Genomic DNA, 15,416 nt, shown 5'->3' with positions numbered 1-15,416 from the left:
ACTATAAATCTTTACACTTTTATGCATCTTGTTCAGGTGCGATACTAAATTAGTTTGATATACTACGGTTTCTTTTTTAAGCGATTTTAGGATTTGTTGTGACAAGGCGTGTTTATCAAGCAATTTTTTTAATTAGTATTGTGGTGTTTACCTTTTTATTTGCGAAAGAAATAAAAGGGGTTGGCAACCTGTTTCCTCATGTTGATAAAGTAGCCCACTTTGGGATATTTTTCATCCTTGCCATAATAATGGATAAAGCGTTTAAACTCCCTTTATACGCACAAATACTTTTATTAGCCGGTTACGGTGCTGCAATAGAAATAATGCAAGACGCACTTCCATATAGGCAAGCATCAATCGCAGATTTTATTGCAGATTTTGCCGGCGCAGCAAGCTACTTTATAATCAAAGCAATTTTAACCCCACGTAAAAAGAACTCTCATGGCTAAAATTCTTATTATTGGCGACGGCGCAATAGGCTTATTATTAGCCCACTTTTTAAGTGCGCAGCATAGTGTAAGCGTGTTAACCCGAAAAAGTACGAGTAACACTCGCTTTTACAGTAGTGACAACAGTGCTTCACAAAAAATAAATGCCTCTTTTATTTCATTAAATGAGCTTAATAGTTTACCTAAATTTGATGTGTTTTTATTTACGGTAAAAGCCTTTCAAGTGCAAAGCGCATTTGCACAAATAAAACATTTTTTGCCTCAGCATTGCTCTGTTGTGCTTTCGCATAACGGTATGGGTAATGTAGAGCAGTTAAAATGTGAGCTTAATGAGCACCAAGCGCTTTATTTTTTAACAACGAGCATGGCAGGGTTTAAATCAAACCAATATATAGTACAGCACACTGGTAATGGGCAAAGTATAATTGGCGGATGTAACAACTTAGGTGTTAAAAATAGCAAAATTATGGCGGATCAATTAACCGCGATCCCCCTTTTAAATGCGTCTGAGAATATTGAGCAGCTACGTTTTAATAAGTTATTAGTTAACATAGCAATAAATCCGCTAAGTGCGCTACATAACATTAAAAATGGTCAGTTGCGCGAGCCTCAATATTGCTCAATTATAATTAACCTGCTAACCGAAGCATGTAATATTGCTAAGGCAAAAAACCTTGATGTAACGTTAATCAATGCACTGAGCAGTGCGTATGATGTGATGGCACGTACCGCAGAGAACTTCTCATCTATGCAACAAGATGTTGCTCACAATAGAGCAACTGAAATAATGGCAATTTGTGGGTACATTAGCGAGCAAGGCAAGCTTTATAATATAAAAACCCCTTTTAACGATGAACTTTTAGCTAAAATTGCAGCAAAAAAAAGCGCGGTATAAACCACGCTATTTAATATCGTTAACTTTTACGGGCGATATACCTTTACCGTAGTAAAGCCTTGTTCGTGTAGAATAAGCGCTTGTAACTGGCTCATTACACCCCTATCGCAATACAAGTAATAGTCTTGATCTTTTGGTAAATCACCAAACTTAGTTGCTAAGCGAAAAAACGGCAAATGCACCACTTCTATAGAATCAATTTCCAGTGGTGCTGCTTCTTCTTCCTCTGGAGAGCGAATATCAATTACCACTGCACCAGCTGGTAAATCGGCAACCGACTCAGCTTCTTTTAGTTCCTGCTTAGCTTCTACATCAATATCGCGCACATCCATTACTCGTGCGTTTTCTATTACGGTATTAAGAATATCAAAGTCGAACTTCTCTTCTTCTGCTTTTATTACTTCTATTTTAGCTTTAACAGTTGGCTTTTTAGAAATAACACCACAGTATTCTGGCATCGTTTCGGCCATTTCGGCCGTACCAATTTGACGTGCAATATTAATAATTTCTTGTTTATCGTGTTGAATTAACGGGCGCAAAATAAGGGTTTCGGTTACGCGGTCAATAACACTTAAATTTGCTAATGTTTGGCTAGAAACCTGACCAATACTTTCACCGGTTACCAAGGCTTGAATATTTAGTTTTTCGGCCACTTTACTGCCTGCGCGCATCATCATGCGTTTAAGCACCACACCCATTTGGCTGTTTTCAATATTCTCTAATATTTCTGCTACTACAGGTTCAAAATCAACGGTAATAAATTTAACTTTATGAGTTGAACTGTATTTATTCCACAAGTAGTAGCTCGCTTGTTTAACACCAATTTCGTGCGCCGCGCCGCCTAAATTGAAAAACAAAAAGTGCGTACGAGCGCCCTTGCGGATCATTTGATAACTGGCTACACCCGAATCAAAACCGCCAGACATAAGCGATAATACATCTTCTTGTGTTGGCAGCGGGAAGCCTGCCATGCCTAGGTGTGTATGCGATACTATGTAGGCTTTCTCGTCTTTTATTTCAAGGCGTATCGTTACTTCTGGGTGGCTTAGCTTTACGCTTGCACCGGCAACATGCTGATTTAGTCCACCGCCCACATAACGTTCTAACTCCGTTGAAGTAAAGTCATGCTTACCAATACGTTTGGCGCGTACACAAAACGTTTTACCTTCAATGGTGTGACCAACTAATTCAATGGTTTTTTTATAAATATCGTCAAGCGTTTCAAAGCTCGTTTCGGTTACTTCAATAAACTGCACAATACCCGGAATTCGCGCTAGGCTGTCAATAAAAGTGGCACGTGTTTGCTCACCTTCTAGTAGGGTAACTACTGAGATATTGTCCCAGTTATTTCTAACTTGTACTTTTTCGTCAATACGGCGCAGTACAATCTTAATGTTATTTTCTAACACTTTAGTAAAGCGTTTACGAACCGAGCGGCTTTTGATGGCAATTTCAGGATGTAGTTTGACGATAAATTTAAGCATAGTTCACTCTTAGACTGCGGGAATTCGCGCTCCCAGGCATTGGGCGCGCGATTATAGCAAAAAAATTAACGCCTAGGAACTAAGAGCAGCGGGAATACTTGGGGCTGAGTGAGCAAGTTGCGTGTATTTTTCGCGTAACTGGTTCATTTTATCGCTACTTTTATCTGTACTATAGGCTCTAAATAAAGTTAATACTTTTAAAATACCATGATAAATATCTTGCTCGGCAAGTGCACCGCTGAGCCTGCGGGCTTTAATATAAGGGGTCCAAAAACTAACTGTTAATTTAAGCGTGTGTGCAAGTTCGAGCGCATCTTGCTCGTTAATCGCAATCATTTCACTATCGCGTAAACCAAGTATTATTTTACGCACCTGTTCTAAAAGCTCTAGTTGAAAATCAATATAAGCCTGCTTTAGCTGCGTATCTCGCGCCAAAATATCGCCTAAATTGTCGTAAAAAAAGTGGTAGCGCCACATCAGTTCAAATAACGAATCTAGATATACCGTTAACTGACTAAATGCATCATCATTTTTATTTATAGGTTTAAAATGAGTGCTCAAGTGCTCACTATACAGCGCAAAAATATGGCGAATAATGTCTTCTTTATTTTTAAAATGGTAGTAAAGATTACCCGGGCTCATGTTTAAATGCGAGGCTATATGATTAGTTGATATCGCTCGCTCACCATGCTCATTAAACAATGAAATACTGGTGTGTATTATTTTATCCTTGGTATTCATATACTAACACTCTATTTTATTCAACAAGTTACAATTCGTACAATAAGTTGTCTAGTATAAACAAAAACAGCATAATTAAACACTCTGTGTAATAGCTTAGTCGTGACAATTAAAGCCACTTACTAGGCTGATTTGTATAAAAAACACTGTTACACTAATGCTAAAAATAATACATAGCGATACTTTATGAAAATCACTGCAATTTATCCAGGTACTTTTGATCCGCTAACTAACGGACACACAGATCTAATTCAACGTGCCTCAAAAATGTTTGATACTGTTATCCTTGCTATTGCCCACAACCCTAGTAAACAACCTTGTTTTAACCTTGATGAGCGTGTAGCTCTAGCTAATACTCTTTTAAGTCATATAGATAATGTAAAAGTAATAGGGTTTTCAGGATTACTTGCTGATTTGGCACGCGATCACAATGCTAATGTATTAATTAGAGGCATAAGAGCGGTTTCTGATTTTGATTATGAATTTCAGCTAGCGAATATGAATCGACGCCTAAACCCAGATTTAGAAAGTGTATTTTTAACTCCGTCAGAGCGAAATTCGTTTATTTCGTCAACCTTAGTAAAAGAAGTGGCACGCCATAATGGTGATGTAAGCGAATTTGTAGACCCTATTGTAATGGCTGCACTTAATAAAAAGCTAGGTTGCAGCTACAGTAAATAAGCTAACGAGCGCATTACTTAAGTGCGCTATTCAAACTATTAACTCGCATTTTTGTTTTATTATATATCCAGGCTAACCCTAATAAATCTTTATTAATAATCAGCACCAAAGCCATTAGTAAGTCAATCGAGATAGTACCTATAACATATACAGCCCAAAACCACCAATAATCAATATTACCAATAATAACAGTGTCATAATGCATACCTAAAAATAGCATCGCATTAATGCTCATTCCTGTGATTAAATATATAAGTGCCGTAGGGATCGTATACTTTGTTTTAATACCCCAAATTATTACTATTAATATGGTAACAATATCAAACATAAAATAATCTAAATAGGTAACTGTTTTTAAGCTTAGTACTGCACTAGAAAAGTAAGAAACCATCATAATAAGCGATAGCTGTACTCTACTTTTATCAGGTTTATTAATACTCGACGATAAATTAAATAAAAAGGCGATTAGAAATAGCCAAGTTACAAAGGCGCTTATGTTTTCACCTAAATCAACAATAAACCTTAAAAAATCAATCATTCGAGTTTATACCCACACAGCTATTATCATCTTTGCCTATAAACCTCAGAATACATGATTTTAGCTTTATCAGTCCCAAAAAGTCTTTATTTATAAAAAGCACTGTAATCATGAGTAAATCGATAACGTTAACGCCAATTGAATAAACACTCCAAAGCCACCATTCGTCAATGTTATTTAATACATACAAGTCGTAATAAATAGCGATTGTTAGGCAGGCATTAACAAATAATCCAAGAATAATATAATTACTGGCTGTAGAAGTTAATACATAAGAAGTGAATATAGCGGCTATTAATAGTGTAATTGTTAGTAAGTCGTAGAGAATCCAATCTAAGTAGATATTATTTAATATAGGCAGTAAATCACTAAAAATGTAGGAGCACATCATTATAGCGGCTATATAAATTAAAGACTTATCGGCCTTATTAATACCTGACACTAGCGAATATAAAAAGGCCATTAAAAAGCCCCATTGTATAAATGCGCTTACGTAATCAGCTAAAAGTAAGTCAAGTAGATACATTAATTATTGATTGTATTTTAATGTAGGTTTTTTAAAAAGAGATAGTACTTTGCTTTTTAGCTTATGTAAGCCGAGAAAGTCTCGATCAACAATTAACGCGACAATCATTATTAAATCAATTAGGTTAACTGAAAATGTATATATGTCCCAAAACAACCAAGGTTCTTGATTGTTAAATACATACATATCTATGTACATACATATAAAAAATAAAGAATTAATTGTTAAACCTGTAATTAAGTAGAAAAAAGATGAGGTTGTTTTTTTTATAAAAGCATAAGCGATAAGTAGTGCAACAATAGTCCCAAAATCATAGAGAGCCCAATCAAGTAGGAAGCCATTTTGAATAGATAGCCAAGTATAAAAATAGTCTGAAGACGAATATGAGACCATCATAATAAATGAACTGAGTAATAAAGTTGTATTTCTTTTAATATTTAGAGAATAAATAAAGGCATTAAAAAAAAATGCCATTAAAAAGCCCCACATCATATAAGCAGACAACGAAAATAAACCAAAAAACTCAGTTAAAAACATTTATTACCTTAATTACTTAGGTCGAATAGGTGGTACTACTCCACCGCCACGCTGCAGTTCTGCGCCACCAGCGGCCGCTAACGCCTCTTGAGAGAAGCTTACTGTATCAGATTGCAGGGTTTTAGGGCTAGCAGTTTGTTCCATTGCTGGCTTTAATTGTTGCGTTTTATTGTATGCTTGCATTTGTAGTTGGCTGTTAGCTGAAACTTGCATGTGATTATTCCTTGTAAGTGTTTTTGTATTGTTGGCGAAATCTTGTATTACACCTTTTAAAGAGGGTAATTAAATTTACCTTATATTTAGCAGCAACGTTTTTATCTAAGCTGTTACTGCATTTTACACTTATAACAAAAGCAACCACTGTGCCAACTTTTAATTAACACCTTGAAATAATAATAAAACTTTATATTTATAACTTAAATTAGTGTTTTTCACCCATAAAAAAACGCACGAGGGTAACCCGTACGTTTTTTACATCTAGGGAGTTTAAGCCACGAATTTACACGGGATCTCCGCTTTATTACTTAGCTTTAAAATATATTCCATTGCGACTTCATCGCAGTTTTCTTTACGTAAACAAAGCTCACAATCTTTCATTACTTTTTCTGGCAAGCTTTCTTTGGTACAAAAGCTAAAACGCTGTTTTTCAAAAAAATCTGGGACTCGGGTTAGCACTATTACTCTATTTAACGCCAATTTTTTGGCTTTCGCTAATAAATGTTCAACTAACTGCCGCCCTTGTCCTGACACTGCGCTTTGTGGGTCTATACCCAAAGAACGTATTTCCGCCAAACCTGTGTCGTAAATGTACAGTGAGGCACACCCCGATACTTTGCCGTTAATTTCGGTTACAGCAAATTCGTTAATCGAGTGCACCATATCACTTTTAGCCCGTGGTAGGTTTTCGCCTACCGTAGCCCAATGCTGAACTAGCTTAGCAATCGATTCAACATCGTCTAAATTGGCATCACGAACCGTTATTTGCTGTTTTTTTTTCGCAGCTTTAATAGCGCTGGTTACTTGCTCAATTGATGTTCCGCCAAGTGCTTGACGCGCTTTAATGCAGGCGTCAATTTCTAGTACCGGATAAACATCATCTGCAAATACGTCACTTACCGATTTATATTGCTCAAGCGATAAGTCTTCAAGCGTTTTACCTTCACTAATGGCCAATTGTACCAGTACACCCACAATATGGTGCCCTTCTCTAAAAGGTACGCCCTTAGCTACCAAGTAGTCTGCAAGCTCAGTTGCATTTGCATGGCCACCTTTTGCCGCTGCAAGTGTACGTTCGCCTTTTACTTTAATACCTTTAATACACGCTTGTGCCATATGAATACAGGCAAGCCACGTTGGCATAGCGTCAAATATGCCTTCTTTGTCTTCTTGCATATCTTTATTATAAGCAAGTGGCAGTGCTTTTAGGGTCATCATCATGGCGCTAAATGCACCAAAAACGCGTCCGGTTTTACCACGAATTAGTTCCAGTGCATCTGGATTCTTTTTTTGTGGCATCAGCGATGAGCCCGATGTCACATTATCCGCAAGCTCTATAAATCCGGCTTCGCCTGAGTTATAAAAAATAAGATCTTCTGACATACGCGATAAGTGAATCATCGAAATAGACGCACAACTTAATAGCTCTACTACAAAATCACGATCAGATACGCCATCAAGGCTATTTTTAGTCGCTCCTGTAAAGCCTAAACCCTGTGCTAATGCTTGACGATCAATTGGATAAGCCGTACCCGCTAATGCGCCACTGCCCAGTGGGCAAAAGTTCATCCGCGCTTTAGCATCTTGCAGGCGGCTTTCATCACGCTCTAGCATTTCTACGTAAGCCATACACCAGTGACTAAACAATACCGGTTGTGCACGTTGTAAATGCGTATAACCTGGTAAAATAGTCCCAAGCTCACGCTCTGCTAATGCAACAAACTCACCCTTTAACTGGGCAATGGCTTTTAAAATATGATCAGCAGTATCGCGACACCACAATCTAAAATCGGTGGCTACTTGGTCATTACGGCTGCGCCCTGTATGTAATTTTTTAGCTAAATCACCTACTTTTTCGATTAACGCAGCTTCAACATGAGAATGAATATCTTCTGCGCCTGAAGTTGCTACCGCTTGTGGATCTGCTTTTACTTCTTCAAGCAATTGGTACAATGCTGCAACTAACTCTTGGTGCTCGTCACTTGATAACACATTAACTTGCTCAAGTGCACCAGCCCATGCAACAGAGCCTATTATATCTTGCTCTGCTAATTGATAATCGAAAGGAAGAGAGTCGTTAAATTGCTTAAACGCCTCGTCTGGACCCGTAGAAAAACGCCCGCCCCATAATGCCATGAAATCTCTCCAAACCCGATATTGCCCCTTTTAACAAGGGGCGTAAAAATTACTTTTTAGCTAATGCTTTTATTCTGCTTGAAAGCGAGAATAAACGAATAAAGCCCTCTGCGTGTGATTGGTCGTACACATCATCTTCACCAAAGGTAGCAAACGCTTCGCTGTATAAACTGTGTGGCGACTGCTTTTGCACTGCTGTAACTTGGCCTTTATATAGCTTAAGCACAACTTCACCTGTTGCATCTTTAGAAAGTGCTTCAGCACCAGCTAAAATAGAGTCTTTAAGTGGTGTAAACCAACGACCGTCATACACTAAATGTGCAAATTCGCCGCCTAGTACTTCTTTCCACTTACGGCTTGCTTTATCAAGCACCAGTTCGTCAATGGCTTGCAGTGCCGCCATCATTACGGTGCCACCTGGGGTTTCGTAACAACCGCGCGATTTCATACCCACTAATCGGTTTTCTACAATATCAACACGACCAACACCATGAGGCGATGCAATATCGTTTAATTTAACTAAACAATCATAAGGTTTAAGCTGCTCACCATTTACTGCAACAACTTCACCTTCAACTACATTTAGTGTTACTAGTTCAGCTTTATCTGGCGCTTGCTCTGGAGAGTTTGTCCAGGTCCACACTTTTTCACTTGGTTGGCACCATGGATCTTCAAGTTCGCCGCCTTCGTGCGAAATATGCCATGCGTTTGCATCACGGCTATAAATTTTTGTAGCCGATGCCGAGCATGGAATATCGCGCTCAGCTAAGTAATCTAGCAATGACTCACGGCTTGATAAATCCCATTCACGCCATGGCGCAATTACTTGTAAATCAGGCGCAAGCGCTGCAAAACACGATTCAAAACGTACTTGGTCGTTACCTTTACCTGTACAACCATGAGAAAGTGCATCGGCACCCACTTTACGCGCAATTTCTACCTGTGCTTTAGCAATAATTGGGCGCGCCATAGACGTACCTAATAAATAAGTACCTTCGTAAATTGAGCCTGTTTTAAGCGTAGGATAAATGTAATCACTTACCATTTCGTCTTTTAAGTCAACTACATAACACTCAGAAGCACCCGATGCGATAGCTTTAGCTTCTACGCCTTCAAGCTCCTCTGCACCTTGACCAACATCGGCCACAAAGGCAATAACTTCACAGCCGTAATTTTCTTTTAACCATGGCACAATGGCCGACGTATCAAGACCACCTGAATAGGCTAAAACGACTTTTTTAAATGAACTCATAGGTGTTCCTTAACAAAATTTGGATTTAATAATGTAACTAGCAGAGCGTTTTGCGCATGCATACGATTCTCGGCTTGTTGTATAATTTTTGACGCTGGACCGTCCATTACCTCAGAGGTAATTTCGAACTCACGGTGTGCCGGTTGGCAATGTAACACTGTTGTTGCACCGGTTTGCTCTAATAATGCTTTATTTAATTGATAAGGCATGTATTTTTCTTTTACTAACTCAAGTGGTGTGGTGTCGCCCATTGATACCCAAGTGTCGGCGTATACTGCGTTTGCACCAACAGCAGCTTCTACTCTGTCGCTCACCATTACTGATGCACCATTCATTGCTGCTATTTGTTCCGCTTTTTTCAGAACTTGTGAATCTGGAGAACATCCTTTAGGCGTAACGGCAACAAAGTCTGTACCTAATGTTGCAGCAAGCAACATTAATGAATGCGTTACGTTGTTGCCCTCACCTAAATAAGCTAACTTTAATTGACTCACATCGCCATGCACTTCTTGTAGTGTTAAAAAATCAGCAAGTGCTTGGCAAGGATGATATAAATCACACAAGCTATTAACTACTGGCACCGATGAATACTGCGCTAATGTGGTTAATGTACTGTGCTGATTTACGCGCGCTACAATACCATCTGCCCAGGTAGAAATATTAAGAGCAAAATCTTTTACTGACTCACGTGCACCCATCGCGCCATTTTGTTGATCTAAATACACGGCATGGCCGCCTAAGCGATTTATACCAATATCAAACGATAAACGTGTACGTAAGCTTTGTTTTTCAAATAAAGTAACCACTGACTTACCAGCCAATACTTGGCTGTATTTTTTAGGGTTTGCTTTAATATCTTGCGCTAGCTTTAATAAGTTAAGTGCGCCTTGTTGGTCTAATTCTAAACCCGTTAAAAAATTCTCAAACATAATAAACCTATGGTGTAATTTTAGTTCCGACATGCTTGCCTTGCAGCAAAGCTGTTAAGTTTTCTGGCTTTTGCCAGCTGGAAATATACACACCGCGTCGTAAGTGTTGGGCAGCGTGAAGACTGGTCTTAACTTTGACCTCCATCCCGCCCACAATTACTCCTTCATTTATTAAAGTATCAATGTGTTTTGTATCTAGTTGATGTAAAGGCTGCTTATTTGCATCAAGCACTGCTTCAACATCGGTCATAAATATTAGTTCTGCGTTTAAGTTGTTGGCAATTGCAGCGGCGGCTTCGTCAGCATTAACGTTGTACCAAAGCCCTTGCAAGTCAAAACCAATTGAGCTGACAATTGGCATACGGCCAATTTTTAGTAAATCGTTAATAATCGAATCATCGTTACTGGTACATTTACCCACTAAACATAATGCTTTTAGTTTTTGCGTGGCAGTAACACCAGCTTCATACAAACTTAAACCAACTGGTTTATGGCCAGCATTAATTGCCGCACTCATTAATTGTTTATTAGCACAACCTGCAAGCGCTCCCACTATGTACGGCATTTGCTCTTTAGGGCTAATACGTAAACCTTGATGCTTTGCACTGGCAAAACCGGCGTCTTTAAGCCAAGTGTCTACAAGCGCGCCTCCGCCATGCACAATGACAAACTGCGCGTTGTGCTGCTCATTAAGTACTGAAAATAATGCTTTAGCCGCGTTTTCTGTATTAAGTACAGCGCCGCCAAGTTTAATTACCCAGGTTTTTTTACTCATTTAAAACGATCCTTTTAAGCCTGTGGTATGCGCCAATCCCATTGATAAATTAATACACTGCAATGCTTGTCCTGCAGCGCCTTTTAATAAATTATCAATGGCAGCTATAACAATTAACTGTGTGCCTTGTTGCTGCCAGCCAATATCTACATATGGCTGTTTAGCTACGCCTTTAATTGAGGGGATTTTATCGCCCAGTAAACGAATTAACGGCTCATCGGCAAGTACTTGGTACGCTTGTGTTACTTGCTCAATGGTGACATTAGGCTTTAATTGCACATAAATAGTTTCTAAAATACCACGCGGGAAATTACCTAAATGGGGGGTAAATAAAACATTGTGACCAAGGTGTTGCTCTATTTCAGGGCCATGACGATGATTAAATAAACCATAAGGGGCAAGCGACACTTCGCAAAAATGGGTACCAATACTAGCTTTACGCCCTGCGCCGGTTACACCCGATACCGCATTAATTATAATTGTTTGCTCTGTTAATAAATCGGCCTGCTGCAAAGGCTTAAGTGCATTAAGCGCAGCCGTAGGATAACAACCCGCTACGGCTACTAATTGCGCCGCGGCAATAGCATCGCTATTCCACTCAGCTAAACCATAAGCAGCTTGATTTAATAACTCTGGATGTTGGTGCTCAAAGCCATAATAAGTAACGTAGTCGTCATTGCTCGCAAGGCGATACCCACCAGATAAATCAAATACCTTTTTACCCATGGCTAAAAAACGCGGCGCTAAATCTACGCTTACTTTATGATCGGTACATAAACACACGTAATCGGCACTGTTTTCAATATCGCTAAAAGCAGATTCACTAAGAGGCAGTAAAGGCTGATCGAGTAGCCCTAAGTGTTCGGGGTATAAATCACTCAGCAATTTATTTTTATCTAAGCTACCTTGCGATACATAACAGCCAGTTAAAATTAGTTTAGGGTGCTTAGCAACTAAACTTGCTAGTTCTGCGCCGCTATAACCGCTTGCGCCAATAATCACTACATTCATTGTTTACTCGTTATTTAAAATTAGTTACTACTTATCCATGTTGTTCGCTTAAACTAGCTCTGGGCTAATTAAGACTTTAATTAATTAATGAATGTTGATTATCGTCGTATTATTTTCATTGCGCTACTTTTAAAATATTTATGCTTAAAAAGTGAATTGATATTCATCATAAATACTTTTATATTGTTATGCAATTAAATTGATTACTTATTTTGGATTTTTTATGTCTTTGCCTTCATTTATTTCTATGTACCAACAATTAATTGCAGCGCCTTCTATTAGTGCCATTGAAGATAGCCTGTGTATGAGTAATAAAAATGTTATTGAATTACTGGCACAATGGTGTGAAAGCTTAGGCTTTAGCTGTGAAATAATTGAATTAGAAGGCGGCAAAGGTCGCTATAATTTATTAGCTAAACGCGGTAAAGGCGATGGTGGATTAATGCTCGCTGGCCATACCGATACAGTGCCATTTGACGATAGCCGCTGGAATCATAATCCATTTAAATTGACCGAGCACAACAATAAACTATATGGCTTAGGCAGTATTGATATGAAAGGCTTTTTTGCTTTTGTACTGCAAGCTATTAGTGAACTTGATGAAAAGCAGCAAACTCAGCCCATTTTGATCTTAGCCACCGCCGATGAAGAAACAACAATGGCCGGTGCTCAACAAATTTGTAAACATCCAAATTTAAAACCGGATCGCTGTATAATTGGCGAACCCACTGATATGACTCCAGTATTTACACATAAAGGGCATATGAGTACCGCAATTAGAGTAGTCGGACGCTCAGGCCATAGCTCAGATCCCGAACGTGGTGTTAACGCCATCGAAGTAATGCACAAAGTGATTACAAAACTACTGATCTTAAAAGAACAGTTAAAGCATAAATATTCAATAGAACACTTTGAAATACCCTATCCAACCTTAAATTTTGGTAATATTCATGGCGGCGACAACGCGAACAGAATTTGTGGTTGCTGCGAAATGCATATAGATATGCGCCCATTACCGGGCTTAAGCGTGCAAGAGCTGCAAATGTTAGTACTTGATGCAACTCACGAAATAAACCAGCAATACCCTAATGCCGTAAGCGTAATTGATTTACACGAACCAATTCCTGCATTTACTGGTAGCACCGATAGCGCTTTGGTTAAACTAGCCGAAAAAATAGCGGGGCAAAAAGCGGTGGCAGTAAACTACTGTACAGAAGCGCCATTTATTCAACAGCTTGGTTGTGAAACCATAGTAATGGGCCCCGGCTCTATAAACCAAGCGCACCAACCTGATGAATTTTTAGCAATGGAAAAAATTAAGCCTTCACAGCAAATTATCACTAATATAATTAAAGCGAGTTGTTTTAGCTTTTCTTAATTGCGATTATAAAAATAAAAAAGACGCTAAATAGCGTCTTTTTTATTTAAGCTAATATTTTAATTACATATACTTGCTTAAATACTTTTTAAATACCGGATCTGTTTTAGCCAACTCTTTTTGTTCTGCTAAAATTTCTTTTAAAATAACGCCTGATGTAAGTGGGTTAGCAAGTACTACCCTAAATACCACGGTGGGCTGATTATCGTATTGAGTAGGCGTTAAACGCGTACGTGATACAAATGATCGCCCTGATTCACGTTGCCGTTTTTGCATACTTGCAGTAAAGCGATTAAGTGAGGCAAAAATATCAATCCGTGTTTGTGGATCAGCATCTGCAATTGCCTGCTTTATTTGCTTAGGCACATAACGATACGTTAATAAGCACAGCTCTGGCTCTGAGATCAGCTCAAAATCTTCATCTGCTTTAATTAAATTAGCAAAGTAATGGGCTTTTTTAATACTACGATCGATTAGCATTTCGTAGCCTTTACGGCCAATTACACGTAAGCAAGCATGTACTAACATTGCCATACCCGGGCGACTTCCCTCAAGTGTATGGCTACCTAAATCTTTTGAGCCTTTACGTAAAATATACTCTGCATGATGTTCAATTGCATCGGTAGCGGTTGGATCTTTAAACAACACCAGCCCAGCTCCCATAGGAACATACATTTGTTTGTGTGCATCAATGGTAATTGAGTCTGCGCGCTCAACACCTTTGAGTAAATGGCGATGGGTATTAGATAACAAAGTTGCCCCGCCCCATGCAGCGTCAACATGAAAGTGGCAATTAATGTCTTGTGCTAAATCTGCCATCACTTCAAGGGGATCGATATTACCAGTTTCTGTGGTACCCGCTACTCCAATAATGGCCATTACTTTAATACCTTGCGCTTCAAGCTCTAAGGCTTTTTCGCGCATGGCATTAACATCAACTTTATTGTTTTCGCATGTTTTAATACCCACTAAGTTTTCACGACCAATTCCTAATAAATCAGCCGCTTTACCTAACGAATAATGGCCTCGCTCAGAAATTAAAATAGCTAAGCCTTTATAGCCGTAATGCAGCATACCGGCAATTAAGCCTTGTGCGCCTATCCCCCTAAAATCGCCATCAGGTTTTAATAAGCGATTTCGCGCAATCCATAACGCCGTAATATTGGCTACAGTACCGCCTGAGCAAAATGCACCTAATGATGTTTTTGCACTGTGCATCCATTTAGCATAAAACTCGTGTTGTTGCCCGTACGCTAAATGATGCATCATTCCAAGCACTTGGCGCTCAAGTGGGGTAAAAGCTTTAGAGGTTTCTATTTTTACTAGGTTTTGATTTAGCCCTACCATTAGCTTTGACAGTGGTAGTAAAAAATGAGGTAAAGCAGAAGTCATATGGCCAATAAAGCTAGGCGCTGCGGTGTGCACAGAGTGTGCAACCAGCTGCTCCATTATATCTTGCGCATAAGCAGATACAAACGTTGGATCCTCTGGGATCATCGCCGACTGAAAGTCTTTTTCAATTTCGTGTAATGGTTTTTCAATTGCCGCAATGTTTTCGTTTAAAAAACCTGCTAAATTACTCGATATTTCAAGCTCTATTTTGCTTAAAGTTGAGTCTGGCGCTTCAGGTACAGTAAATATACGCTTAAGGCTTTCTTTAGAGGCGACGGCAAAACGCTTTTGATCCATCTTAATACCTAGTGTGTGGCTAAAACGCCTGCTACTCTATTAAACACACTAAATTAAGGTGCTATTTTAGTAACAGGGTTTTTAATAATTGCGCTAACTTTACTGCAATATTAAGAAAATGTCTCGCTTAAAGCCATAAAAACGCTAAATGACATGACAAATAATACTAATTTTGGCTG

At 38.8% G+C, this 15,416-nt stretch carries 16 protein-coding genes; 4 read left to right on the top strand and 12 right to left on the bottom strand.

Translation table 11 applies throughout. From position 1 onward, the window contains the following. Positions 1 to 98: 98 nt before the first annotated feature. Positions 99 to 449: a VanZ family protein gene (locus AAEZ18_RS08305; protein ID WP_011328935.1), complete on the top strand. Its 351-nt coding sequence runs from the start codon at positions 99 to 101 to the stop codon at positions 447 to 449. After that, entirely contained in the window at positions 442 to 1,344 is a 903-nt protein-coding gene (locus AAEZ18_RS08300; RefSeq protein ID WP_350594402.1) for a ketopantoate reductase family protein, read from the top strand. Before AAEZ18_RS08305 ends, AAEZ18_RS08300 begins: the two co-directional genes overlap by 8 nt. A gap of 26 nt (positions 1,345 to 1,370) precedes the next feature. On the opposite strand, the gene thiI is transcribed toward AAEZ18_RS08300, so the two are convergent. Together thiI and AAEZ18_RS08290 are read right to left on the bottom strand one after the other, a co-directional pair. Continuing rightward, positions 1,371 to 2,828, bottom strand: a complete 1,458-nt coding sequence (thiI, locus tag AAEZ18_RS08295; RefSeq protein ID WP_011328937.1) for a tRNA uracil 4-sulfurtransferase ThiI — start codon at positions 2,826 to 2,828, stop codon at positions 1,371 to 1,373. 72 nt (positions 2,829 to 2,900) lie between these two features. After that, entirely contained in the window at positions 2,901 to 3,569 is a 669-nt protein-coding gene (locus tag AAEZ18_RS08290) for a TetR/AcrR family transcriptional regulator (protein ID WP_058373949.1), read from the bottom strand. Between the two features lie 186 nt (positions 3,570 to 3,755). Between AAEZ18_RS08290 and coaD the strand changes: the two genes are divergently transcribed. Next, complete coding sequence (gene coaD / locus AAEZ18_RS08285; RefSeq protein WP_058373950.1) at positions 3,756 to 4,250, top strand: pantetheine-phosphate adenylyltransferase; 495 nt, start codon at positions 3,756 to 3,758, stop codon at positions 4,248 to 4,250. Between the two features lie 13 nt (positions 4,251 to 4,263). Here the strand turns inward: coaD and AAEZ18_RS08280 are convergent, their stop codons facing one another. From AAEZ18_RS08280 to argC, 9 genes are all read right to left on the bottom strand, one after another. Then, a complete protein-coding gene (locus tag AAEZ18_RS08280) occupies positions 4,264 to 4,788 on the bottom strand; it encodes a hypothetical protein (RefSeq protein WP_182677846.1) in 525 nt (174 codons plus the stop codon). Beyond that, positions 4,781 to 5,251 carry a hypothetical protein gene (locus AAEZ18_RS08275; protein WP_350594398.1) on the bottom strand — a complete coding sequence of 157 codons (471 nt, stop codon included), beginning with the start codon at positions 5,249 to 5,251 and terminating at the stop codon, positions 4,781 to 4,783. The genes AAEZ18_RS08280 and AAEZ18_RS08275 overlap by 8 nt, the downstream gene beginning before the upstream one ends. A 66-nt stretch (positions 5,252 to 5,317) precedes the next feature. Beyond that, positions 5,318 to 5,851, bottom strand: coding sequence for a G protein-coupled receptor family protein (locus tag AAEZ18_RS08270; protein WP_352255259.1), 534 nt, complete (start codon positions 5,849 to 5,851; stop codon positions 5,318 to 5,320). 12 nt (positions 5,852 to 5,863) lie between these two features. Further along, positions 5,864 to 6,064 (bottom strand): hypothetical protein, encoded by a 201-nt coding sequence (locus AAEZ18_RS08265; RefSeq protein WP_309216405.1) that lies wholly within the window; start codon positions 6,062 to 6,064, stop codon positions 5,864 to 5,866. Positions 6,065 to 6,337: 273 nt separating this feature from the next. Beyond that, on the bottom strand, positions 6,338 to 8,203 hold the full coding sequence (argH, locus tag AAEZ18_RS08260) for an argininosuccinate lyase (protein WP_011328944.1): 1,866 nt from the start codon (positions 8,201 to 8,203) through the stop codon (positions 6,338 to 6,340). A 49-nt stretch (positions 8,204 to 8,252) separates the two neighbouring features. Continuing rightward, on the bottom strand, positions 8,253 to 9,455 hold the full coding sequence (locus AAEZ18_RS08255; RefSeq protein ID WP_011328945.1) for an argininosuccinate synthase: 1,203 nt from the start codon (positions 9,453 to 9,455) through the stop codon (positions 8,253 to 8,255). Next, on the bottom strand, positions 9,452 to 10,384 hold the full coding sequence (locus AAEZ18_RS08250; RefSeq protein WP_011328946.1) for an ornithine carbamoyltransferase: 933 nt from the start codon (positions 10,382 to 10,384) through the stop codon (positions 9,452 to 9,454). Before AAEZ18_RS08250 ends, AAEZ18_RS08255 begins: the two co-directional genes overlap by 4 nt. A gap of 7 nt (positions 10,385 to 10,391) precedes the next feature. Then, positions 10,392 to 11,159 carry an acetylglutamate kinase gene (gene argB, locus AAEZ18_RS08245; RefSeq protein ID WP_011328947.1) on the bottom strand — a complete coding sequence of 256 codons (768 nt, stop codon included), beginning with the start codon at positions 11,157 to 11,159 and terminating at the stop codon, positions 10,392 to 10,394. Further along, positions 11,160 to 12,170, bottom strand: coding sequence for an N-acetyl-gamma-glutamyl-phosphate reductase (argC, locus tag AAEZ18_RS08240; protein ID WP_011328948.1), 1,011 nt, complete (start codon positions 12,168 to 12,170; stop codon positions 11,160 to 11,162). A 223-nt stretch (positions 12,171 to 12,393) separates the two neighbouring features. Here argC and argE point away from each other — a divergent pair, with 223 nt between their 5' ends. Continuing rightward, the gene (gene argE / locus AAEZ18_RS08235; protein ID WP_086993975.1) at positions 12,394 to 13,548 is read left to right on the top strand and encodes an acetylornithine deacetylase; all 1,155 of its coding nucleotides are present in this window, start codon (positions 12,394 to 12,396) and stop codon (positions 13,546 to 13,548) included. Positions 13,549 to 13,611: 63 nt separating this feature from the next. On the opposite strand, the gene panP is transcribed toward argE, so the two are convergent. Then, on the bottom strand, positions 13,612 to 15,237 hold the full coding sequence (panP, locus tag AAEZ18_RS08230; RefSeq protein ID WP_350549744.1) for a pyridoxal-dependent aspartate 1-decarboxylase PanP: 1,626 nt from the start codon (positions 15,235 to 15,237) through the stop codon (positions 13,612 to 13,614). Positions 15,238 to 15,416 lie beyond the last annotated feature (179 nt).

Source organism: Pseudoalteromonas sp. 19-MNA-CIBAN-0066, assembly GCF_040308705.1.
Classification (GTDB): Bacteria; Pseudomonadota; Gammaproteobacteria; order Enterobacterales; family Alteromonadaceae; genus Pseudoalteromonas; species Pseudoalteromonas nigrifaciens.
The sequence above is the reverse complement of the archived record's forward strand: the minus strand, read 5'-3'. Positions and strand labels throughout refer to the sequence as shown.